Origin of the sequence: Streptomyces sp. S465 (assembly GCF_026898115.1) — a bacterium.
GTDB classification, from domain to species: Bacteria; Actinomycetota; Actinomycetes; order Streptomycetales; family Streptomycetaceae; genus Streptomyces; species Streptomyces luomodiensis.
Genome location: NZ_CP114036.1, coordinates 2,387,297 through 2,408,918 on the forward strand (window position 1 = coordinate 2,387,297; position 21,622 = coordinate 2,408,918).

At 71.8% G+C, this 21,622-nt stretch carries 20 protein-coding genes; 11 read left to right on the forward strand and 9 right to left on the reverse strand.

Translation table 11 applies throughout. The annotated features are described in order from the left end of the window. Positions 1-26: 26 nt before the first annotated feature. From N6H00_RS10260 to cobC, 3 genes are all read left to right on the forward strand, one after another. Positions 27-527: a cobalamin biosynthesis protein gene (locus tag N6H00_RS10260; protein WP_268971284.1), complete on the forward strand. Its 501-nt coding sequence runs from the start codon at positions 27-29 to the stop codon at positions 525-527. Between the two features lie 95 nt (positions 528-622). Next, complete coding sequence (locus tag N6H00_RS10265; protein WP_268971285.1) at positions 623-1,519, forward strand: sirohydrochlorin chelatase; 897 nt, start codon at positions 623-625, stop codon at positions 1,517-1,519. Next, entirely contained in the window at positions 1,509-2,624 is a 1,116-nt protein-coding gene (gene cobC, locus N6H00_RS10270; RefSeq protein WP_268971286.1) for an Rv2231c family pyridoxal phosphate-dependent protein CobC, read from the forward strand. Before N6H00_RS10265 ends, cobC begins: the two co-directional genes overlap by 11 nt. 198 nt (positions 2,625-2,822) lie before the next feature. On the opposite strand, the gene N6H00_RS10275 is transcribed toward cobC, so the two are convergent. Together N6H00_RS10275 and N6H00_RS10280 are read right to left on the reverse strand one after the other, a co-directional pair. Next, complete coding sequence (locus tag N6H00_RS10275; RefSeq protein WP_443073201.1) at positions 2,823-3,725, reverse strand: SCO1860 family LAETG-anchored protein; 903 nt, start codon at positions 3,723-3,725, stop codon at positions 2,823-2,825. A 243-nt stretch (positions 3,726-3,968) separates the two neighbouring features. Further along, complete coding sequence (locus N6H00_RS10280) at positions 3,969-5,078, reverse strand: amidohydrolase family protein (protein WP_268971288.1); 1,110 nt, start codon at positions 5,076-5,078, stop codon at positions 3,969-3,971. Positions 5,079-5,529: 451 nt separating this feature from the next. Here N6H00_RS10280 and N6H00_RS10285 point away from each other — a divergent pair, with 451 nt between their 5' ends. From N6H00_RS10285 to thpD, 6 genes are all read left to right on the forward strand, one after another. After that, the gene (locus N6H00_RS10285; RefSeq protein ID WP_268976906.1) at positions 5,530-6,102 is read left to right on the forward strand and encodes a SigE family RNA polymerase sigma factor; all 573 of its coding nucleotides are present in this window, start codon (positions 5,530-5,532) and stop codon (positions 6,100-6,102) included. Beyond that, the gene (locus N6H00_RS10290; protein ID WP_268971289.1) at positions 6,102-6,974 is read left to right on the forward strand and encodes a hypothetical protein; all 873 of its coding nucleotides are present in this window, start codon (positions 6,102-6,104) and stop codon (positions 6,972-6,974) included. The genes N6H00_RS10285 and N6H00_RS10290 overlap by 1 nt, the downstream gene beginning before the upstream one ends. A gap of 354 nt (positions 6,975-7,328) precedes the next feature. Further along, complete coding sequence (gene ectA / locus N6H00_RS10295) at positions 7,329-7,880, forward strand: diaminobutyrate acetyltransferase (RefSeq protein ID WP_268971290.1); 552 nt, start codon at positions 7,329-7,331, stop codon at positions 7,878-7,880. A gap of 61 nt (positions 7,881-7,941) precedes the next feature. Further along, a complete protein-coding gene (gene ectB, locus N6H00_RS10300; protein WP_268971291.1) occupies positions 7,942-9,204 on the forward strand; it encodes a diaminobutyrate--2-oxoglutarate transaminase in 1,263 nt (420 codons plus the stop codon). Positions 9,205-9,243: 39 nt separating this feature from the next. Beyond that, positions 9,244-9,648, forward strand: coding sequence for an ectoine synthase (locus N6H00_RS10305; RefSeq protein WP_268971292.1), 405 nt, complete (start codon positions 9,244-9,246; stop codon positions 9,646-9,648). A 4-nt stretch (positions 9,649-9,652) separates the two neighbouring features. Further along, entirely contained in the window at positions 9,653-10,540 is an 888-nt protein-coding gene (gene thpD, locus N6H00_RS10310; RefSeq protein WP_268971293.1) for an ectoine hydroxylase, read from the forward strand. A gap of 129 nt (positions 10,541-10,669) precedes the next feature. Here the strand turns inward: thpD and N6H00_RS10315 are convergent, their stop codons facing one another. Next, positions 10,670-11,716, reverse strand: coding sequence for an aminotransferase class V-fold PLP-dependent enzyme (locus N6H00_RS10315; protein WP_268971294.1), 1,047 nt, complete (start codon positions 11,714-11,716; stop codon positions 10,670-10,672). A gap of 188 nt (positions 11,717-11,904) precedes the next feature. Next, the gene (locus tag N6H00_RS10320; RefSeq protein WP_268971295.1) at positions 11,905-13,440 is read right to left on the reverse strand and encodes an aldehyde dehydrogenase (NADP(+)); all 1,536 of its coding nucleotides are present in this window, start codon (positions 13,438-13,440) and stop codon (positions 11,905-11,907) included. 133 nt (positions 13,441-13,573) lie between these two features. On the opposite strand from N6H00_RS10320, the gene N6H00_RS10325 reads away from it, so the two are divergent. Next, positions 13,574-14,344 (forward strand): IclR family transcriptional regulator, encoded by a 771-nt coding sequence (locus N6H00_RS10325; RefSeq protein WP_268971296.1) that lies wholly within the window; start codon positions 13,574-13,576, stop codon positions 14,342-14,344. A 52-nt stretch (positions 14,345-14,396) separates the two neighbouring features. Further along, complete coding sequence (locus N6H00_RS10330) at positions 14,397-15,377, forward strand: aldo/keto reductase (protein WP_268971298.1); 981 nt, start codon at positions 14,397-14,399, stop codon at positions 15,375-15,377. Positions 15,378-15,446: 69 nt separating this feature from the next. Here the strand turns inward: N6H00_RS10330 and N6H00_RS10335 are convergent, their stop codons facing one another. The 5 genes from N6H00_RS10335 to N6H00_RS10355 form a co-directional block, all read right to left on the reverse strand. Further along, positions 15,447-16,667 (reverse strand): right-handed parallel beta-helix repeat-containing protein, encoded by a 1,221-nt coding sequence (locus N6H00_RS10335; RefSeq protein ID WP_268971299.1) that lies wholly within the window; start codon positions 16,665-16,667, stop codon positions 15,447-15,449. A gap of 214 nt (positions 16,668-16,881) precedes the next feature. Next, positions 16,882-17,667: a polysaccharide deacetylase family protein gene (locus N6H00_RS10340; RefSeq protein ID WP_268971300.1), complete on the reverse strand. Its 786-nt coding sequence runs from the start codon at positions 17,665-17,667 to the stop codon at positions 16,882-16,884. Between the two features lie 211 nt (positions 17,668-17,878). Beyond that, positions 17,879-19,183 carry a pectate lyase family protein gene (locus N6H00_RS10345; protein ID WP_268971301.1) on the reverse strand — a complete coding sequence of 435 codons (1,305 nt, stop codon included), beginning with the start codon at positions 19,181-19,183 and terminating at the stop codon, positions 17,879-17,881. A 37-nt stretch (positions 19,184-19,220) separates the two neighbouring features. After that, the gene (locus tag N6H00_RS10350; protein ID WP_268971302.1) at positions 19,221-20,030 is read right to left on the reverse strand and encodes a rhamnogalacturonan acetylesterase; all 810 of its coding nucleotides are present in this window, start codon (positions 20,028-20,030) and stop codon (positions 19,221-19,223) included. Positions 20,031-20,248: 218 nt separating this feature from the next. Next, positions 20,249-21,589, reverse strand: a complete 1,341-nt coding sequence (locus N6H00_RS10355) for an ABC transporter substrate-binding protein (protein WP_268971303.1) — start codon at positions 21,587-21,589, stop codon at positions 20,249-20,251. Positions 21,590-21,622 lie beyond the last annotated feature (33 nt).

Here is a 21,622-nt window from a genome sequence, read left to right on the forward strand (position 1 = left end):
GCGGTGAGCGGAGACGGTGAGCTGAGGTGGAGGTCATCGGCCGGGCCACGGCCCGCCCCCTGCCCGGGTCACCGCTCGTGGTCGGGGTCGGGGCGAGCCGGGGGGTGTCCGCCGACGAGGTGGCCGGGCTGGTCGAGGCGACTTTGGCGGAGGCGGGCCTGGCACCGCGCGACGTGGCCGAGTTGGCCACGGTGGCGGCCAAGACCGGGGAGGCCGGGCTGCTGACGGCGGCCGGACGACTCGGGGTGCCGTTGCGCGGTTACCCGGCGGAGGCGCTGGCCGCGGTGGAGGTGCCGCATCCGTCCGCGGCGGCGCTCACCGCCGTGGGCACGGCCGGGGTCGCCGAGGCGGCCGCACTGCTGGCCGCCGGTCCGGGAGGCGAACTGCTCGTGCCCAAGCGGAAGTCCGCGCCGCACGGCCGCCCCGCGATGGCCACGTGCGCCGTCGCCCGCCGTCCGGTGGGCGTCCCATCCGCGCGGAGCGGGCAGCGAGGACCTGCCGTCGACCGCCCCGGCTCAGGTCAGTAACGTCTCGGGGCGGAACGGCCCGCTGTCCCCGCTGACCGTGACACCGGCATCACCCGCACCGGCACCACTTGCACCACCTGCGCCAAGGAGACCTCGTGACGACCCCGCCCGCGCTGCTCATCGCAGGCATCGGTACTCGAGACGACAGGCATGCCGCCGCCTTCCACGACTTCGTCAGGGAGCTGGCCGCACGCCACCCGGAGCTGCCCGTGGCGGGTGGCCTCACCGGACCGGGCGGCCACCCGCTGTCCGACGCGGTCGCCCGGCTCGTCGGGGAGGGGGTGACCCGCTTCGCCGTCGTACCGATGACGCTGGTGGCGACGACGCTCGACCCGGCGACGCCACCGACGGACTGCATCGCGGCCGCGCTGGCCCAGGAGGCGGAGCGGCATGCCGACGCCGCGTTCACCTCCGCCCTGCCGCTCGGCCCGCACCCCACGCTGCTGAACGTGCTGGAGCGGCGACTTGACGAGGCGCTGGGCAATGGGCCCCGGCTGCCCTCGGACCGCGCGGAGACGACCGTGCTGCTGGTGGGCGACGGATCGCCGCTCCCCGAGGCCAATGCCGAAGTGCACCGCGCGGCCCGGCTGTTGTGGGAGGGCCATGGCTTCGCGGGCGTCGAGGTGGCTTTCGCCTCGCTCGCCGCACCGGATGTGATCTCGGGGCTGGACCGCTGCGCCAGGCTCGGGGCGCGGCGGGTCGTGGTGCTGCCGTACTTCCTGTTCGCCGGCGACGCCCTGGAGCGGGTGCGGCAGCAGGCGGAGGGCTGGGGGCTCGCCCACCCCGAGGTCGAGGTGGTCGCCGCCGATGTCATCGGACCGGTGCGGGAGTTGGCCGAGCTCGTCATGGAGCGCTATGCGGAGGCGGCCCGGACCACCGGGCGGCCCGACTTCCCCGATGAGCCGCACGCCTTCACCCACCCCGATGCCCACCCCGACGCCGACGCCGTCGCCCACGCCGATGTCCATGCCGATGTCTCCGATGCCCGCTGACGCGTCGGCGGGCCGGCCCGCACACGGGCCGGCCGCCCCGTCCGCCGAGGGCGAGCCCGCCGGGTTCGATCTGCGGCACCACGGGGACGCGGAGGTGCGGGGTGCCGACGCCGCCCTGACCGACCTCGCGGTCAATGTGCGGACCGGTACGCCTCCGGACTGGCTCAAGGCCCGTATCGCCGCGTCCCTCGACGGGCTGGCCGCCTATCCGGACGGGCGGGCGGCGCAGGACGCGGTCGCCGTACGGCATGGGCTTCCGGCCGGCCGAGTGCTGCTGACGGCGGGCGCCGCTGAGGCGTTCGTCCTGCTCGCCCGCGCCATCCCGGCCCGGTGTCCGGTGGTGGTGCACCCGCAGTTCACCGAGCCGGAGGCGGCACTGCGGGACGCGGGGCACACGGTCCGGCGCGTGGTCCTCGAGGAGCGGGACGGCTTCCGGCTCGCCCCGGAGGCGGTGCCGGACGAGGCCGATCTGGTGGTGATCGGCAACCCCACCAACCCCACGTCCGTACTGCACCCGGCCGACACCCTGGCCGGTCTGGCCCGGCCGGGGCGGACGCTGGTGGTGGACGAGGCGTTCATGGACGCCGTCCCGGGCGAGCGCGAGTCGTTGGCGGACCGCGCCGATGTGCCGGGACTCGTGGTGCTGCGCAGCCTCACCAAGACCTGGGGCCTGGCGGGGCTGCGGATCGGCTATGTGCTGGCGGAGCCGGACACCATCACGGCGCTGGAGCGGGTCCAGCCGTTGTGGCCGGTGTCCAGCCCGGCCCTGGCGGCGGCCGAGGCGTGCTGCACCCCGTCCGCGCTCGCCGAGGCCGCACGGGCCGCCGAGCGTACGGCCGCCGACCGGGCCCATCTGACCGAGCGGCTGGCCGAGCTGACGGAGGTGCGGGTGTGCGGTCCGGCGGCCGGGCCCTTTGTGCTGATCCGTCTTCCGGGCGCGGCGGCGATCCGCACCCGGCTGCGGGATCTGGGCTTCGCCGTCCGCCGCGGTGACACCTTCCCGGGCCTGGGACCGGACTGGCTCCGGCTCGCCGTCCGCGACCGCGCCACGACGGACCGGTTCGTCATCGCCCTGGCGAAGGCCCTCGCGGAGGTGACCGCCTGACCCAGTGCCGCGGCCACCGCCTGACCATGTGCCGCGCGGGCGACGCGCGGCACACGGTCGGATGCGGACACGGCCGGCCCGTGCCACCCGGCCTCCTTGGCCCAACGGACCAGGAGGCGTCAGGCGGCGGCACGACGCGTCAGGCGCCAAGGCACTTCAGGGGCGAGACACCTCAGGCGGCACGACGCGTCGGCGGCGTCAGGAGGCGTCGCCGTCGGCGCCCGCGCGCCGGCGGCGGGCCAGGAGGACGGCGCCGCCGCCCGCGGCGAGCAGCAGCGCGCCGCCGCCCACCAGATACGGCGTGGCCGAGCTGCCACCGGTCTCGGCCAGGTGCTCCGGCTCGGGCTTGGGCTCCGGCTTGGTCGGGGAGCTCTCGCTCGGGCTGGGCTCGACCGCCGCGGCGGTGGGCGCCTCGCAGGTCGCTCGGGCGAGGGTGACCTGCCCCTCGACCTCGGAGACGTTCAGCTTGAGCGGGTTCACGGAGACCTTCAGGTTGAGGGCCGTGGCCGCCGCCGTGCGCGAGGTGGTGGCCGTCCGCGACAGATCGAGCCGGACCTGGCCGAGCGTGGGGACATCGACCGTGGTGGTGCCGCTCGTGCTCAAGGTGGCCTTCCGGCCGAGCACGCTGACGCTGCCGAGCAGGTTGGAGTCGGCGGTCGGCCGCTTTCCGGCGGCGCACACCGCCTTCGAGGTCACCTGCTCGACCGTGATCAGCGGCACCGCGGCCAGACCCGGCACATGGACGTGGGCGTTGACGATGTTGGAGTACCCTTCGGCCCGCTGCTTGTCCGCCGCGGCCCGCGCGGTGGCCACATCGGCCCGCAGCACGCTGAACGGGTGGCCCCCGTCCACGCCGTCCAGGGTCGCGGTGAGCGCGGTCTTGCTCGCGGTCGCGGGCGCCTGCACATCGTTCAGCGCGAGCGCGAGCGGTGCCGTGACGGTCTTGTTGAGCAGGGAGACATCGAGGTCGGTGCGGAGCACGACCGCACCCGCCTTACCGGTTTTCGCACCGGTTTCGGCCTGCGCGGTCGCCGCGGGCAGCAGGCCCAGGACGGAGACCGCGGCTGCGGCAGTGGCGGCCGCCAGGCGGCGGGTGGGCATGCCGAAGGAGGTGTTACTGGAACAGGACACGTGAGTTGACCCCCACAGGAGACATGGAGCCGCCGGCGCCTGCCGCGGGGGACTCCACGGGCGCCGACGGCCTCGACCACGCCATATTTGCGCACCGTGGGTAAACGGGCAGACACATGCGGTCCGTTCATCCCAACGGGTGTGGTTCGTCGCTCAGTTCGACCCCCGGGCCCTCTCCAGCACCCCCCGTCCCACCCGTCCCCCGGCGCCGTGTCAGCCGACCACCCGGCCCCGCAGCACGATCCGTCGCGGCGCCGTCAGCACCCGCACATCGGCGCGCGGATCCGTCTCGTAGACGACGAGATCGGCGGGGGCTCCCTCGGCGAGCCCCGGCCGCCCGAGCCAGGCCCGCGCCCCCCAGGTGGCCGCCGAGATCGCGTCCCGCGCCGGGATGCCCGCCTTCACCAGCTCGGCGACTTCCTGCCCGATCAGCCCATGGGCCAGGCCGCCGCCCGCGTCGGTGCCGGTGTAGATCGGGATGCCCGCGTCGTAGGCCGCCCGCACCGTCTCGTACCGGCGCGCGTACAGCCGCCGCATATGGTCGGCCCAGCGCGGGTACCGCATGTCGCCGGCCAGCGCCAGCCGGGGGAAGGTGGCGATGTTGACCAGGGTCGGGACGATCGCCACGCCCCGCTCCGCGAACAGCGGGATGGTCTCCTCGGTCAGCCCGGTGGCGTGCTCGATGCAGTCGATCCCCGCCTCGACCAGCGGGGCGAGACTCTCCTCGGCGAAGCAGTGCGCGGTGACCCGGGCGCCCAGCCGGTGCGCTTCCGCGATGGCCGCCTCGACCGCGCCGCGCGGCCAGCAGGCCGCCAGGTCGCCGGCCTCCCGGTCGATCCAGTCACCGACGATCTTGACCCAGCCGTCGCCGCGCCGTGCCTCCGCGGCCACGTAGGCGACCAGGTCCTCCGGCTCGATCTCGTGCGCGTAGTTGCGGATATAGCGCTTGGTGCGGGCGATGTGGCGGCCGGCCCGGATGATGCGGGGGAGGTCCTCGCGGTCGTCGATCCAGCGGGTGTCGGCCGGTGATCCGGCGTCCCGCAGCAGCAGTGCCCCGGCGTCGCGGTTGGTCAGCGCCTGTTTCTCGCTCTTCGCCTCGCCCACCGCACCATGGGAGTCGAGTCCGACGTGGCAGTGGGCGTCGACGAGTCCGGGCAGGACCCAGCCCTCGATCAGCCGGACGTCCCTGGCCCCGGCCGGCCGCTGGAACGTGATCCTGCCGTCCACCACCCACAGCTCGTCCCGGATGTCCCCGGCAGCGTCGCCGGTGTCCGGCCCGACCAGCACCCGGCCCTTGATGTGGAGTACCGCGCTATCCCTCATGCCACGCACTGTACGAGACCGGGGCAGGGCGCTGACCGGCCAATTCCCGCGAGTGGTGACGGCGCCACTCGAACAACATGCGCAGCGCTGCTACGCTCACGCAACCCACCGGACGCGCGGCAGTGAGGAGGTCCTCGTGAGCGCTCCCGCCGATGACGCGGCCACCGCGGGCACCGCGCGCGCCGCGCGGATGGAGGCGGCGCGCGGGGCGGACACCCCACGGGAGGTGCCGTCGGACGCGTCCGACGCACCGGACGGCCCCGACGGCTTACCGGACGGCCCCGACGGCTTACCGGACGGCCCCGACGGCTTACCGGCCGGCGCACCGGCCCGCTCGCACACCGACTCCCCGACCCGCTCGCACACCGGCCCACAGGCCGACCCACACGCCGACCCAGACACCGACCCGCAGGCCGAGTTCCGGGACTTCTTCGAGCGGCACCACGCCGAACTGGCCCGCCTCGCCCATCTGCTGCTCGGCAGCTCCGACGGGGCGGACGACCTGGCGGCCGACGCGCTGGTGGCGGTCTGGCACCAGTGGGACCGGGTGCGGGCCGCCGACCATCCGGCCGCGTACGCCCGGGGAGTGGTCGCCAATCTGGCCCGGTCCCGGATCCGCAGCCTGGTGCGGGAGCGGCGGCGGGTGGCGCTGTTCTCCTCGCAGCGCGCCGACCACGTGGACGACCCGGATGTGTCCGCCGTGGTGGATGTGCAGGCCGCGCTGGTCCGGCTGCCGTTCCGCAAGCGCGCGTGTGTGGTGCTGCGCCACGCCTTCGATCTCTCCGAGCGGGAGACGGCCCGTACGCTGGGCATCTCCGTGGGCACGGTCAAGAGCCAGACCTCCCGTGGGATCGCCGAGTTGGAGCGGCTGCTCGGCCCTCCGGACGGCGAGGGGGAGCTGCCCACGGCGACGGAGGCCGAGCGGACGGTGCGGACGCTCCGCTCCGGGGGCGCGGGCCGCACCGGGTCAGCCCGCCACTCGGGGCATATGGGCCACGCCGGGCACGCGGGAGGGGGCGGTTGATGATCGAGCATCGCGAGCGCCACGAGGGCCGCGATGTCGTCGCCGAGCTGCGGGCGGCCGCCGGCTCCCACGAGCCGGACCGGAGCCGGATGCTGGCCCGGGTCACGGCGGGCATGGCGGCCGCGGACCGGGGCCGCGACCCGCGGACGAGTCCGCGCCGGCCGCGCTGGACCCACTGGACGCGCCGGACACCCCGGACACGCCGGACGCAATGGACCCGGGTGCTGGGCCCGGTGGCCGGGCTGGCCGCGGCGGTCGCCGCGGCGGGCATCGCGGTGGTGGCCACGGACAGTGCCGAGCCGCCGCAGACGGTGCGCATCTCGGGCGCGCCCTCCGCGCCCGCGGCGGGCGTGGCCGGGCACCCCGGGGACGAGCCCGACGGGGGTTCGCCGGGCGCTGGGGGTTCGCAGGGCGATGCTGAGCGGCACACGCCGAGCGCCTATCCCACCGCGGCCGGTCCAAACCACCTCGCCGAGCCGACCGTGCGGTCGAAGGGCGCCGTCAACGCTCATGCGAATCCGTACTGGGCGCAGAGCGACATCACGCTCTCCATCGGTAAGCCGCTGACCTCGCTGACGGTGGAGCTGCGGGTCGCGGACACCGGGCAGGTGCGGACCACCGGGTCCTGGAGCACGCTGCCGGCCGGTGATGTGACCACGTCCGCCCATGTCGAGGACGGGGTGCTGGTCTACCGCTGGACGCTCCGGAAGGGGGCGACCGTGCCCGCGGGCCGGCAGGTCTTCGCCGGGCAGTACAACCACGCCCAGGGCGACCGGGACACCGGCCGGGACGCGTACTCCGCCTCGGGCAACGGCGCCTCCGGGCCCTTCGCGGTGCGCGGCGACTTCCCTCGGTCCCCCGTGGCCGATTGAATTCGATGCGATCCGCGACAGTGGCATGCGACAACCCGCGACGATCCGGGAGAGGAATTCCACGCGTTTTTCCGCTACTGCTTCCGGATTCGTCTGCCCGCTTTTTTGATTCCTAAACAAAAAAGTTTTCCACGGGGTTTCCGTCTCATAATTCAAACCGGTCACCGGCCGGTTACGCATATGTGACACACCCCACACCGGGTCCGTTTTAGCCCAGTATCTCCCTGACAAATCGCCGTCTTTCGGCGGGCGGCCGCGCGCACGCACGCTCCCGCGTGATAACACACCCACCCCCCTCTCCGTAACCCCTCACCGCGATGCATTTTCAGATTCTGCTGGGTAAATTGAATTTGCATGACCGCCGTACAAGCAGACCTTGTCCGTAGCGATTTGGATTTGCCGGAGGGCCTCACCCTCGACACCCCACGCGTCGAGGACGGAGCCGCGATCTGGCGAATCGCCCGCGACTCCAAAACCCTGGACCTCAACTCCTCCTACAGCTACCTCCTGTGGTGCCGCGACTTCGCCGCCACCTCCGTCGTGGCGCGCGACGCCGACGGCGGACCGGTCGGCTTCGTCACCGGTTACATCCGCCCCGAGCTCCCCGAGACCCTCGTCGTCTGGCAGGTCGCCGTCGACCATGCCTGGCGTGGCCGCCGACTGGCCGCCACCCTGCTGGACGGACTGGTGGGCCGGGTCGCCGAGCTGGGCGTCCGTGGCATCGAGACGACGATCACCCCTGACAACACCGCCTCGAACCGGCTGTTCACCTCGTTCGCCGAACGGCACGAAGCGCCACTCGAGCGTGAGGTGCTCTTCCACGGCGGTCTGTTCCCCGACGGTGCGCATGAGCCCGAGGTGCTCTACCGCATCGGTCCGCTCGGCCCGCGCGCGGACCGGACCTGACTCCCCGCCCCTGAACCCCCACCCTCCTCACCCCCTCACACCCCTCTCCCAGGAGAACGCTGTGACCATCACCCCGCCCGCCCTGAGCGTCTTCGAGGCCCTGGAGTCGGAGGTGCGCAGCTACTGCCGTGGCTGGCCCGCCGTCTTCGACCGCGCGCAGGGCAGCCACATGTACGACGAGGACGGCCACACCTATCTCGACTTCTTCGCCGGGGCCGGGTCGCTCAACTACGGCCACAACAACCCGGTACTGAAACGGGCGCTGATCGACTACATCGAGCGTGACGGCGTCACGCACGGCCTGGACATGTCCACCACGGCCAAACGCGCGTTCCTGGAGTCGTTCCAGAACAACATCCTGCGCCCGCGCGACCTGCCCTACAAGGTCATGTTCCCGGGCCCGACCGGCACCAACGCCGTCGAGGCCGCCCTGAAACTGGCCCGCAAGGTCAAGGGCCGCGAGGCCATCGTCTCCTTCACCAACGCCTTCCACGGCATGTCGCTGGGCTCGCTGGCCGTGACCGGCAACGCCTTCAAGCGCGCCGGTGCGGGCATTCCGCTGGTCCACGGCACCCCGATGCCGTTCGACAACTACTTCGACGGCACCGTCCCGGACTTCCTGTGGTTCGAGCGGCTGCTGGAGGACCAGGGCTCCGGCCTCAACCAGCCCGCCGCCGTGATCGTCGAGACCGTGCAGGGCGAGGGCGGTATCAACGTGGCCCGGCCCGAGTGGCTGCGCGCCCTGGCCGAGCTGTGCGAACGCCAGGACATGCTGCTGATCGTCGACGACATCCAGATGGGCTGCGGCCGCACCGGTGCCTTCTTCTCCTTCGAGGAGGCGGGCATCACCCCGGACATCGTGACGGTCTCCAAGTCCATCAGCGGCTACGGCCTGCCGATGTCGCTCACCCTCTTCAAGCCCGAGCTGGACGTCTGGGAGCCCGGCGAGCACAACGGCACCTTCCGCGGCAACAACCCCGCCTTCGTCACCGCCGCCGCGACCCTGGACACCTACTGGGCCGACGGCCAGATGGAGAAGCAGACGCTGGCCCGCGGCGAGCAGGTCGAGCGGGCGCTGCGCGCCATCTGCGAGGAGCAGCCGGGCACCCGGTTCCGCGGCCGCGGCCTGGTGTGGGGCCTGGAGTTCGACGACAAGCCGCGCGCCTCGGCGGTCTGCCGGCGCGCCTTCGAGCTGGGGCTGCTGCTGGAGACCTCCGGCCCCGAGAGCGAGGTCGTCAAGCTGCTGCCCGCGCTGACCATCTCCCCCGATGACCTGGACGAGGGGCTGCGGACCCTCGCCCGCGCGGTCCGCGAGACCGCATAACACTCCCGCCCCGCAGAGAGAGAAAGGCTAGAACTCACCGTGATCGTCCGATCCTTCAAGGACATCGAGGGCACCGACAGGCACATCAAGTCCGCGTCCGGCACCTGGGAGAGCAAGCGCATCGTGCTCGCCCGGGAAGGCGTCGGCTTCTCGCTGCACGAGACCATCCTCTACGCGGGCACCGAGACGTCGATGTGGTACGCCAACCACATCGAGGCGGTGCTGTGCGTCGAGGGTGAGGCCGAGCTCACCAACGACGAAACCGGTGAGAAGCACTGGATCGCGCCCGGCACCATGTACCTGCTCAACGAGCACGACAAGCACACGCTGCGTCCCAAGACGGACTTCCGGTGCGTCTGCGTCTTCAACCCGCCGATCACCGGACGGGAGGACCATGATGAGAACGGCGTATACCCGCTGATCACCGAGACCGAGGAGGCCTGATCCGATGACCGCGGTCACTGACCTGTACCCGACCCGTGGGTCCGTGGAGGTGGCGACGCCGCGCGTGGACCCGGTGGTGTGGTCCGAGCCCGGGGCCCCGGGGCCGCTGCAACCGTCCGAGCTGAGCGATTTCGATCGCGACGGCTTCCTGGCGATCGACCAGCTGATCACTCCGGACGAGGTGGCGGTCTACCGCGCCGAGCTGGACCGGATGATCGCCGACCCGGACGTGCGCGCCGACGAGCGCTCGATCGTCGAGCCGAAGTCGCAGGACGTACGGTCGGTGTTCGAGGTGCACCGGATCAGTGAGGTCTTCGCCCAGCTGGTACGCGACGAGCGGGTGGTGGGCCGGGCCCGGCAGATCCTCGGCTCGGACGTGTACGTCCACCAGAGCCGGATCAACGTCAAGCCGGGCTTCGGCGCCTCGGGCTTCTACTGGCACTCGGACTTCGAGACCTGGCACGCCGAGGACGGGCTGCCGAACATGCGCACCGTATCGGTCTCGATCGCGCTCACCGAGAACTTCGAGTACAACGGCAGCCTGATGATCATGCCGGGCTCGCACCGCACCTTCCTCGGCTGTGCGGGCGCGACGCCGAAGGACAACTACAAGAAGTCGCTCCAGATGCAGGACGCGGGCACCCCGTCCGACGAGGCGCTCAGCGGCTTCGCCGACAAGCACGGCATCAGGCAGTTCACCGGCCGGCCCGGTTCGGCGGTCTGGTTCGACTGCAACTGCATGCACGGGTCCGGCGACAACATCACGCCGTACTCCCGCAGCAATGTGTTCATCGTGTTCAACAGCGTGGAGAACACGGCGGTCGAGCCGTTCGCCGCGCCGGTCCGCCGGCCGGAGTTCATCGGGGCCCGGGACTTCACGCCCGTACGGTGACGGCCGTTGGCGACCGTACGGTGACGTGACGTCCGTGATCTGAGGGAAGCCGGGGCGCCCGGCTTCCCTCAGGTTTTTTCCGTGCCACGGGCCCCGGCTCCCCCAGGGCTTTCCGCGTCGCGGGGTGTCTCAGCCGGAGAGCGCCGCCAGCAGCCGGTCCACATCGGCCGGGGTGTTGTAGAGGTGGAAGGCGGCACGGAGGTTCCCGGCCCGCGCCGATACGGCGACGTTCGCCTCCGCCAGCCGTGCCGCGGCATCGCCCAGGCCCGGTACGGAGACGATGGCCGAGCCGGGGGCGTCGACGGGCCGGTGGCCGAGCTCGGCGAGCCCGGCGCGGAAGCGGTCGGCGAGCGCGCGGTCATGGGCCGCGATGGCCTCGATGCCCACCTCCTCGAGCAGGGCGAGGGAGTGCCGGGCCGCGACGTAGGAGTACATACTCGGGCTCTCGTCGAAGCGGCGGGCGGAGTGGGCGAGTTCGGCCACCGGCCCGTAGCAGCTGTCCCAGGGCTTCTCGCCCGCGACCCAGCCCGCGAAGACGGGGGTGAGTTCGCCGAGGTCCTCGGGGACGGTCAGGAAGGCGACCCCGCGCGGGCACAGCTGCCACTTGTAGGACACGCAGACGGTGTAGTCGGCCTCGGCCGCGCGCACCGGGAACCAGCCGACCGCCTGACTGGTGTCGACCAGGGTGCGGGCCCCGTGGGTCCGGGCCGCCTCCCGGATGGCGGCGAGATCGGCGATCCGGCCGTCCGCCGACTGGACCGCGCTCACGGCCACCAGCGCCGTACCGGGCCGTACCGCCTCCGCGATCTCCTCCAGCGGCACGATGCGCAGCTTGAGGTCACCGCGCACGGCGAAGGGGTTGACCAGGGAGCTGAAGTCGCCGTCGGCCACCAGGACTTCGGCCCCGGGCGGCAGCGAGGTCGCGATCATTCCGGCGTACACGGCGACCGAGCTGCCCGCGGCGACCTGCCGCGCCGGTACGCCGACGAGCCGGGCGTAGCCGGCCCGGCTCTGCTCGACCGCGTCGAAGGCCACGTCGGCGACGGGCCCGCCGGCGGCCGCGTCGTCCAGGACCGCCTTCATGGCGGCCACCGCCCGTGCGGGCATCAGACCGCTGGACGCGGTGTTCAGATATGTCGTCTGTGGCGCGAACTCGGCGCCGGCCAGGCTCTCCATGCCCATCAACTATGGGCCGGTCGCACTCCGGCGTCCATCGCGTTTTCCTGTCGAATGCCCTCAAGCGATCCTTATGCATCCCCGCTGACCTGCGGTGATGCCAACGCCTGGCGGGCCGGCCACCGGACACGGGTGGGCCGCCGGACGCGGGTGGGATTCCGCGCGTCCGGCGGCCGTGCCGTGGGGTGTCAGCCGCGCTGCTCCCGGACGCCGTTGATGCGCCGGGGCAGCCCGAGCGGGTTCTCCTCGCGCAGCTCCGGCGGCAGCAGGGCGGCCGGGGTGTCCTGGTAGCTGACCGGCCGCAGCCAGCGCTCGATGGCGGTGCCGCCGACCGAGGTAGAGGTCGAGGTGGTGGCCGGGTACGGGCCGCCGTGGTGCTGGGCGGGGGCGACCGCGACACCGGTCGGCCAGCCGTTGACCAGGACCCGGCCGGCCAGCGGGGTGAGCTCGGCGATCAGTTCACCGGCCCGGCCCTCGGTGCCCTCAGCCTCGGCGGCGGAGATCTGGACGGTGGCGGTGAGGTTGCCCTGGAGCCGGCCGAGCACCGCGCTGATCTCGTCGTCGTTCTCGTAGCGCGCCACGACGGTCACCGGGCCGAAGCACTCCTCCAGCAGCACATCGTGCGGGCCGTCCTCGGTGAGCCGCCGCGCCGGGACGGTCAGGAAGCCCGCGCTGACCGTGTGCTCGCCGCCGGCGCCGGGGGTGACCGGGGCCTCCACGTCCGCCAGCTCGGCGCGCTCCTTGACCCCGGCGACGAAGTTGTCCCGCATCCGGTGGTCGAGCAGGACGCCGGCGTCGGTGTTGCTGACCGCGTCGGTGAGGGCCTTCACCAGGCCGTCGCCCGCCGGGCCGGCCGGGGCCAGCACGAATCCGGGCTTGGTGCAGAACTGGCCCACGCCCAGGGTCATGGAGCCCGCGAGCCCCGCGCCGATCTCGTCGCCGCGCTCGGCGGCCGCGGCCTCGGTGACCACGACCGGGTTGAGGCTGCCCAGCTCGCCGTGGAACGGGATCGGCGTGGGCCGGGCGGCCGCGGCGTCGTGCAGGGCGCGCCCGCCGCGGACCGAGCCGGTGAAGCCGGCGGCGGCGATCAGCGGGTGCTTGACCAGCTCGATGCCCGCGTCGAAACCGTGCACCACCGAGATCACATCGGCGGGTACCCCGACCTGCTCCGCGGCGCGGCGCAGCGCGGCGGCGGCCACCTCGGAGGTGGCGGGGTGGTCGGGGTGGGCCTTGACGACGACCGGGCAGCCGGCCGCGAGGGCGCTGGCGGTGTCGCCGCCGGGCACGGAGAAGGCCAGCGGGAAGTTGCTGGCGGCGTAGACGGCGACGACGCCGAGCGGCAGCTTGTAGCGGCGCAGATCGGGCCAGGGCGGGGTCTGGGTGGCGTCCGCGTGGTCGATGCGGACGTCGAGGAAGGCGCCCTCGTCCACCACGGTCGCGAAGGCCCGCAGCTGGTAGGTGGTGCGGGCCAGTTCTCCGGTGAGCCGGGCGGGGCCGAGCGCGGTCTCCGCGTCGGCGGCCTCGACCAGCTGGTCACGGGCCTCGTCGAGCAGATCGGCGGCGGTGCGCAGCAGGGCGGCGCGCACCGTACGGTCGGCCAGGGAGCCGCGCGCGGCGTGGGCCGCGCGCACCACGCGGTCGACCTCCTCCGCCGTGGCTTCGACCGCTACCTGCTCGCGCTGCTTTCCGGTTCGGGGGTCGACGCTCCACACTGGTGCTGACACCGCGGATTCCTCCTGCTGTGGTGTTACCGCTGCTTGCGTCTCACACATCGACGGTGTTCGATATGCTGAACGCTGTCCCGGGTGATGAATTTCCCTGGGACTCTATGGCTGGTCGAACAGAGGGGTCAAGGCGATGTCAGCTGCCGAGACAGGCGGGGCCCAGGTCAAATCGGCGGTCCGCACGGTCGAACTGCTGGAGTTCTTCGCCGGACGGCCCGGAATGCACAGCCTGGCCGCGGTCCAGGAGGCCGTGGGCTACCCCAAGTCGAGTCTCTACATGCTGCTGCGCACCCTGGTGGAGCTCGGCTGGGTGGAGACGGACGCCACCGGCACCCGCTACGGCATAGGCGTGCGCGCCCTCCTCGTCGGCACCTCCTACATCGACGGCGACGAGGTCGTGGCCGCCGCCCGCCCCACCCTGGACCGGCTCTCGGACGACACCACCGAGACCATCCACCTCGCCCGCCTCGACGGCACCAATGTGGTCTACCTCGCCACCCGCCAGTCGCAGCACTATCTGCGCCCCTTCACCCGCGTCGGCCGCCGGCTGCCCGCCCACTCCACCTCGCTGGGCAAGGCGCTGCTGGCCACCCACTCCGATGAGCAGGTGCGCAAGCTGCTGCCGGAGACGCTGAGCCGGCTCACCGAGCACACCATCACCGACCGCGAGAAGCTGATCGAGGAGCTGCACCTCATCCGGGAGCAGGGGTACGCGGTGGACCGCGAGGAGAACACCCTGGGCCTGCGCTGCTTCGGCATCGCCATCCCGTACCGCACCCCCTCGCGTGACGCCATCAGCTGCTCGGTGCCGGTGGCCCGGCTCACCTCCGCCCATGAGCAGATGATCAAGGACGCCCTGTTCGACGCCCGGGACCGGCTCACCCTCGCCACGCGGCGTCTCTGACCCTCGGTGTGACGATTCCGGCGAGCGCACGGAAGGCAGGAGGAACAGGCACATGGAGTACGCACGGCTGGGCACGTCGGGCATCAAGGTGTCGCGGATCTGCCTGGGCATGATGAGCTACGGCAGCCCCGAGTACCGCCCCTGGCAGCTGGACATCGACGACGCGCGGCCGATCGTGCGGCGCGCGGTCGAGAGCGGGGTGACCTTCTTCGACACCGCCGACATGTACGCGATGGGCCGGAGCGAGGAGATCACCGGGGAGCTGCTGCGGGAGCTCTTCCCCCGCCGCGACGACTACGTCCTCGCCACGAAGGTCTACTCCCCGATGGGAGAGGGCCCCAACGACCGGGGGCTGTCCCGCAAGCACATCCTGGCGGGCATCGACGCCTCGCTGCGGCGGCTGGGCACCGATCATGTGGACCTGTACCAGATCCACCGCTTCGACCCCGAGACGCCGATCGAGGAGACGATGGAGGCGCTGCACGATGTGGTGCGGGCCGGGAAGGCCCGGTACATCGGCGCGTCCTCCATGTTCGCCTGGCAGTTCGCCAAGGCCCAGCACACGGCCGGGACCCACGGCTGGACCCGGTTCGTCTCGATGCAGAACCACTACAACCTGCTGTACCGGGAGGAGGAGCGGGAGATGAACCCGCTCTGCCTGGACCAGGGCGTCGGCGTGATCCCCTGGAGCCCGCTGGCGCGCGGGCTGCTGGCCGGGACGCGCGACCGGGACCGCACCGGGCCGACGGTCCGGGCGGGCAACGATCCGCTGGTGGAGAAGTGGTACGCGGACGCGGAGTTCTCCATCGTGGACGCCACCCGCGCGATTGCCGAGGAGCGCGGGGTGTCCCCCGCGCGGATCGCGCTGGCGTGGCTGCTCGGCAGGCCCGCGGTCACCGCGCCGATCGTCGGGGCCACCAGGACCGCCCATCTGGAGGACGCGGTCGCGGCGGTCGGGCTGACGCTCGACGACGAGGAGGTGGCCCGCCTGGAGGCCCCCTACCGCCCGCGCCCCATCATGGGCCACGGCTGACGGGCGGGGTGCACGGGACGGGGCGGGGGTTCACGGCTCAGGAGAGCCTCTCCCCCGCTCGCGTCGTCATCAGTTCATCGTCGAACCGATCTCGGTGCGGTCCATGACCACCAGGAAGCTGGTGACCGGCAGCGAACCGTCCTGCCGCCGCGAGCCGAGGGCCGTGGTGGGATCGGTGGTGACCAGCGGTGGGGTGACCGGGCCGCCCGGCGACCAGCTGTTGTCCCGGGAGACGGCGAGGTGTCCGGTGTCGGCGCTGCCGCGCCCGTTGGAGACCGCGAGGTTGCGGGTCAGGACGGCGCGGGAGCCGGCGAAGGAGTAGCCCTTGCCCCAGTTGGCGAAGGCGGTGGTGCGCTGGAGCCGGAGGGCTCCGGTGTTGCCGCCCGCGTCGAAGCCGCTCTTGGAGTTGTCCCAGGCGGCGGAGGACCGTACGACATGGGCGGGCGAGGGGGCGCCGACGCGGTCGGCGCCGAGCTGGAAGCCGCTGCCGTCGCCCTTGAAGTAGGGGATGTGCCAGCGGTTGCGGCCGTTTCCGAAGGCCCAGGAGTGCTCGATGGTGACCGGGCTCGCCCACATCCACAGGTCGAGGCCGTCGTCGCTGTTGTGGTACAGCCGGGAGCCGGTGACCACGTTTCCGGTGCCGGAGCCGTGGGTGATGGCTATGCCGTCGGCTCGCCGCCCGCCGGTGGCGTCGTCGTGGTTGCCGTAGGAGTCCAGGTTGCGGATGACGTTGTCGTGGGTGTTGTCGCCGCGGAGGGTGAGTCCGGTGTCGCCGTTGCCGTGCGTGCTGAGGTTCTGGAAGACGTTTCCCGCGCAGGAGGTGCAGACCAGGCCGCCGCCCGGGGCGTTGCGCAGTTCGATCCCGGAGACCGTCCAGTAGTCGGCGCTGAGGGAGAGCAGGGCGGAGCCCTCACCCAGCCTGGAGCCGTCGATCCTGACCTTCTCCGCGCCGTACGGCCGCAGTCGGACGCGTTCGCGGGGGGTGCCGCTGACGGAGCTGCGCAGCGTGCTGGAGGGGTAGTAGGTACCGCCGCGCACCTCGATGGTGGTGCCCGCCTTGGCGGCGGAGAGCGCCTTTTCCAGGCTGCGGTACGGGGACCCCAGCGTGCCGGTGTTGCCGTCGCTGCCATGGGTGGCCACATACACGGTGGTGGGCACGGCGCTGGCACCCTCCGGCGAAGCCGTCAGATACACCCCGGCCACGGCCGACGCCACGATCACGGCGCTGCCCAGCGGCAGCGTGCGGTCCTTACGGCGCCGGTGGCGGCCCCGTTTGCGCCTCAGCCTCATGGCAACTCCTGTTCCGCGTCGAGAGAACGAGCCGGAGAATCCGGGCCGGCCCGCTCCATGTCGTCGTTGCCGCCAGTCCAGATTAGGTTGCCGGGCTCCCGAGGATTCTTAGATTACGAAATTCCGATCGCCTCGCGATAGCTTGAGACAACTCTTGATCGTTTTGTGGCCGAGGATGCAACGAGAACCGCGAAGTTCGCGTCGGTCTGTTGCCTCATGGACGATAGACCTTGCCCGGCTCCGGGGTGGCCGGGGCCAGCAGCTGGGAGACCGTCACCACGGTGTAGCCGTCCTTCTTCAGCTTCGCCAGGATGCCCGGCACCGCCGGTACCGTGCCCCGGTAGATGTCGTGCAGCAGGATGATCCCGTCACGCTTCGTCTGGTCCAGCACCCGCTTCTCGATCAGCTTCGAGTCGGTCGTCCGATAGTCCTTCGCCGTCACGCTCCACAACACCTGTGCCACGCCCAGCTCACGGCAGATCTTGATGATCCGCTCATCCGTACGCCCCTGCGGCGGCCGCATCAACAGCGGTTTGGTACCGGTGAGCTCGACGACGGCGTCCTGGACGCGGCTGATCTGCGAACGCACCTCGTCGGAGTCGGTCTTGGTCAGGATCTTGTGCGACCAGGTGTGGTTGGCCACCTCATGGCCCTCGGCCGCGATGCGGCGCACCAGGTCGGGGTGTTTGTCGATGTGGTTCTTGCCGAGCATGAAGAAGGTCGCGTGGGCGTGCTCGCGCTTGAGGATGTCCAGCAGCCGGGGGGTGTTCTCACTGGGCCCCGCGTCGAAGGTGAGGGCCACGCACTTGGCGACGGCGCAGTCGACCGACGCATCCAGCGCCGCGTGCTCGGCGCCCGACGCCGCGTGCTCCCGGGCGCTGCGCGGCGAGGTGGTGTCGTAGGAGACGCCACAGCCGCTGAGGCCCAGCGTCAGACAGACAGCGCCCGCGAGGAGCCCGTACGTGCGGGATATGCGGGATATGCCGCCTTTTTGTTTCATGGAATCCCCGTCATCAGATAGTGCCCGTAAGCGCCGTTGTGGTCAGCAACGGCCAAATGACGCCAACAGGAGTACAAACGCGTACAGTTGGCGGCGCGCAGCGAGCACTATACATGGCAGGTATACATAAAGTTTATAGATGGGTCACAGAAAGGGAGGCCGGGCGGGGCCAGTTACGCCCGGCCTCCCCGCTCTCAGGAGCGGCGGACCGTCACAGACGGCCCGCGCCCGCGCCCCTGGCGACGGCACCGGGCACCGCGCGGGGGTCGTCGACCCGGGTGCGCAGCGTCGGCGTCCAGCCCGCGTCGTCGCCCAACCGCTCCTCGGGAACGCCCGCGTTGTGGAGGGCGAGGAGATCGGCCGGCCGGCCGCCGAGGCGGTTGTTCCGCGCGGTCAGCGCCGTGCCGTTCCACTTCTTGATGATCTTCGCGGGATCGACGGAGGAGGGCACCGTGAAGGCGTTGGCCTCGGCGACCAGCTGGGACTCGATGCCGACGCCCCAGCTGTAGACATAGCCGTCGCGGGGCGCCACGAAGTGGTTGTTGTAGACGTCCACCTTCCCGAACCGCACCCGCGGCGCCCGCTCCACGATGGTGCGGAACAGGTTGTGGTGGAGCGTGACCCGGAGCCTGCCGCGGTCCGTCGCGCCCGCGCTGTCGCTGTTGCCGATCATCAGTGTCTTGTCGTGGTCGGCGAAGACGTTCCAGGATGCGGTGACGAGATCGGCCCCGCGCACCACGTCCAGCTCACCGTCGTGCTGCTGGTAGAGCCGTCCGTAGTAGCTCGGCTGGGCGCTGTCGGGGCGGCGGCCGTCGGTGAAGGTGTTGTGGTCGACCCAGACATGGGTGGAGCCGTACACCACCAGGTTGTCGTACTCGGAGTTCCAGTTGCCCTCGTCGCCGTCGGTCGGGTCCCAGGCGGGGAAGCAGTCGAAGGCGTCCTCGAAGGTGAGATTCTGGACGATGACGTTGTCCGCGCCCCTGACCTGGAGGCTCGCGCCCAGCAGTCGCGCGCTGCGGCCGAGGCCCACGATGGTGGTGTTGGAGCCCACCGTGAGCTGCACGCGTTCGGCCTGCCGGGCGGCGGAGGCGGCGCGGGCCTCCTCCTGCGGGCCGGACGGCTCGGCCTCGCCCCAGGTGGCCGGGTCGTAGGCGGTGAGGTAGGCGTCCAGGGAGTAGCCGTCGGTCGCGTAGTCCGCGCAGGACAGCGGCTTTCCGGCGGCGTCGGTGTTGGCGTCGATGGTGCCCTTGACGTAGATGAGCTTCGGGGTCGGATCGGCGTCGTTCAGCGCCTCGGCCAGTTCCGCCCGGTTGGTGACCGTGTACGTATGCGCCCGGTCGGCCTTGCCGCCGCCGGTCGTACCGCCGTCGGCGGAGGCCCAGCCGTCACCGGCGGGGAGGGCGGCTCGGGCGACGGCGGACGGCGTGTGCGCCGAGGCGGGGACGGTGGCGAGGGCGCCGAGGGCGAGTGAGGCGCAGCCGAGTACGGCGGCGACGCGGGCATGGCGTCCGGGCATGACGGCTCCTGGGGAACGGGGTGGGCGGCGGGAGGGGTTACCAGGTGATCCAGCTGTCCGGGATCGCGTCGTCCAGACGCCGGACCTCGTTCGGGGCCAGCACCCGCGCGTCCTTCAGCCCGCGCGCGACGAGCCGGGCGACCTCGATCGCGCCGTGTGGCTGGAAGTGGGTGTTGTCCTGGAGCCCATCGGGGTAGTTGGGCCACTCCCCCGGGTCGAGCCAGTCGAAGCAGTCCTTGGTGGCCTCGGGCCCGAGCCGCTGCCACAGGGCGAGGCTGGTGGCCTGGACGTCGATCAGGGGCACCTGCTCGGCGCGGGCGAGAAGGCGCACCGCGTCGGGGTAGGCGCCGTGCGTGGGCAGGGCGTTGCCCGCCGCGTCGAAGCGGCGGCGCTCGACGGAGGTCAGCAGCACGGGCCGGGCGCCGCGGTCGCGCGCGCCCTGGACATAGCGCCGCAGATACTCCGGATAGGTGGTCTGCGGATCGGTGCCGCGCGCCGGGTCATCGGTCTTCTCGTCGTTGTGGCCGAACTGCACGAGGAGCAGGTCACCGGGGCGGATGGCGGCCAGGACGGGGGTGAGCAGACCCTCGTCGTAGAAGCTCTTGGAACTGCGGCCGTTGACGGCGTGGTTGGCCACCGCGAACCGGTCCTCGCCGAGGAAGAACGGCAGGGCCATCCCCCAGCCGGTCTCGGGGGCGGCCGAGGGGGCCTTGGCCGCGGCGGTGGAGTCGCCCGCGAGGTAGACGGTGGAGAGGCGGCGGGGACGGGCCTCGGCGGTGCCGGTGGCGGCGAGGACGAAGGGCAGCGCGGCGAGCGAGGCGGCCGCGTGTCTGCGGGACAGGGACATGGCGAAGCGGATGCCTTTCGTACGAAGCGTGCGGGTGCCCGGTGCGAACGGGCCCCGGGACGAGGGGTGCGGGGCGGGGACGGACACGTGCCGGGGCGAGCCGGGTCGAAGGGCGGCAGGGCGAAGAGGTGGCGCGAAGGAGTGGCGCGGCGGGCAGGGCGGGCGGCGGTGGGGCGGCCGTCGGTGGGGCGCGGCCGCCCCGTACGCGCGGACGGCGGCTAGCCCTGGTGCTCCTTCCAGTCCGCCTGCGCCGCGTTGAGCTCCTTCGCGACCTTGTCGCAGAAGGCCTTGGCGGTCATCTGGCCGAGCAGCACCTTCTGGAAGCTGGGCTCGTTGTCGGCCTTGCTGATGTTGTTCCAGTCCGGGAGGTAGTACGGCAGCTGGACGACCTTGGTCCGCGGATCGTTGAGCGACTCCAGCGCGGCCTTGGTCGGCGGGGCCTCGGCGATCCAGTCGTCGTCCGCCGCGCCGACGTTGGCGGGGATCGCGCCGACGTCCTCGTTCCACAGGCTGTTCATCTCCGGGGAGGCCGCGAACTCGATGAACTTCCAGGCCGCCGCCTTGTTCTTGCTCGCCTTGAAGAGCCCGAGTCCGTCCACCGGGTTGGAGACGATGGTGCGCGCCGCTCCGGCCCGCGACGGCGGCAGCGGGATGCCCGCGATCTTGTCCTTGCCGAGCAGCCGTACGTGGTCGACATAGCTGCCGAGGTTGTGCTGGAGCATCCCGATGTCGCCCTGGTCGAACTGGGCGACCATCTTGGCGAAGTCGTTGTTGAGGTCCGCGGCGGGCGTGACCTTCTTGAAGAGCGCGACGTACTTCTCGAGCGCCGCGACGTTCTTCGGGTCGTTGAGCGTGGTCTTGTCGCCGTCCCAGAAGGACGGGATGCCGGACTGGGCGTACATCATGTCCAGCGCCTGGGCGATCGAGCCCGCACCGCCGCGCAGGGTGAAGCCGAACTTGTTGTCGCCCTTGTCGGTCAGCTCGTCGGCGGCCCGGTAGAAGTGCTCCCAGGTGTCGGGGGCCGGCAGCTTCGCCGCCTGGAACAGGTCGGTGCGGTACCAGAGGGTGCCCTGGTTGGCGGAGGTCGGGACGGAGTACAGCTCCTGGTCCGCACCGCCGGCCGCGCGGACGCTCTCGACCATGTTCTTGATCAGCTTGCCCTTGAGGGCGCTGTCGTCGATGCGGTCGGTGACGGGGTCGAGCGCGCCCTGGGCGACCAGGTTGGCCAGATAGGCGGTGCCCACGCCGCCGACGTCGGGCAGGCTGTCGCCGCCGCTCTGGATGGCGGTGTCGTACTTCGACTGCACATTGGTGATCGGGATCGGCACGTACGTGACCGTGATGTCGGGGTACTTGTCCTCGAACTTGGCGATGATCCGCTTCCAGATCTTGGTGCGGGGGCCGCCGTTGTTGTCCCAGAAGGTGATGGTGCCCTTGCCGGAGCCCTCCTCGCCGGTGGTCGAGCCGTCGTCCCCGCAGGCGGTGGCGGTCAGGGCGAGGGTGAGGGCGGCGGTCAGGGCGGCTGCGGTGCGGGTGGCGCCGCGGGTGCGTGGGTTCATGGATATGCGTCCGTCTCGTCGTGGGTTTCGCTT

What these genes read in the sequence shown, in the direction of transcription:
- cobC (WP_268971286.1), top strand. Translation starts at nt 1,509, where the DNA reads ATGCCCGCTGACGCGTCGGCGGGCCGGCCCGCACACGGGCCGGCCGCC.
- N6H00_RS10275 (WP_443073201.1), bottom strand. Translation starts at nt 3,725, where the DNA reads ATGCCCACCCGCCGCCTGGCGGCCGCCACTGCCGCAGCCGCGGTCTCC.
- N6H00_RS10280 (WP_268971288.1), bottom strand. Translation starts at nt 5,078, where the DNA reads ATGAGGGATAGCGCGGTACTCCACATCAAGGGCCGGGTGCTGGTCGGG.
- N6H00_RS10290 (WP_268971289.1), top strand. Translation starts at nt 6,102, where the DNA reads ATGATCGAGCATCGCGAGCGCCACGAGGGCCGCGATGTCGTCGCCGAG.
- ectA (WP_268971290.1), top strand. Translation starts at nt 7,329, where the DNA reads ATGACCGCCGTACAAGCAGACCTTGTCCGTAGCGATTTGGATTTGCCG.
- thpD (WP_268971293.1), top strand. Translation starts at nt 9,653, where the DNA reads ATGACCGCGGTCACTGACCTGTACCCGACCCGTGGGTCCGTGGAGGTG.
- N6H00_RS10315 (WP_268971294.1), bottom strand. Translation starts at nt 11,716, where the DNA reads ATGGAGAGCCTGGCCGGCGCCGAGTTCGCGCCACAGACGACATATCTG.
- N6H00_RS10325 (WP_268971296.1), top strand. Translation starts at nt 13,574, where the DNA reads ATGTCAGCTGCCGAGACAGGCGGGGCCCAGGTCAAATCGGCGGTCCGC.
- N6H00_RS10330 (WP_268971298.1), top strand. Translation starts at nt 14,397, where the DNA reads ATGGAGTACGCACGGCTGGGCACGTCGGGCATCAAGGTGTCGCGGATC.
- N6H00_RS10335 (WP_268971299.1), bottom strand. Translation starts at nt 16,667, where the DNA reads ATGAGGCTGAGGCGCAAACGGGGCCGCCACCGGCGCCGTAAGGACCGC.
- N6H00_RS10340 (WP_268971300.1), bottom strand. Translation starts at nt 17,667, where the DNA reads ATGAAACAAAAAGGCGGCATATCCCGCATATCCCGCACGTACGGGCTC.
- N6H00_RS10345 (WP_268971301.1), bottom strand. Translation starts at nt 19,183, where the DNA reads ATGCCCGGACGCCATGCCCGCGTCGCCGCCGTACTCGGCTGCGCCTCA.
- N6H00_RS10350 (WP_268971302.1), bottom strand. Translation starts at nt 20,030, where the DNA reads ATGTCCCTGTCCCGCAGACACGCGGCCGCCTCGCTCGCCGCGCTGCCC.
- N6H00_RS10355 (WP_268971303.1), bottom strand. Translation starts at nt 21,589, where the DNA reads ATGAACCCACGCACCCGCGGCGCCACCCGCACCGCAGCCGCCCTGACC.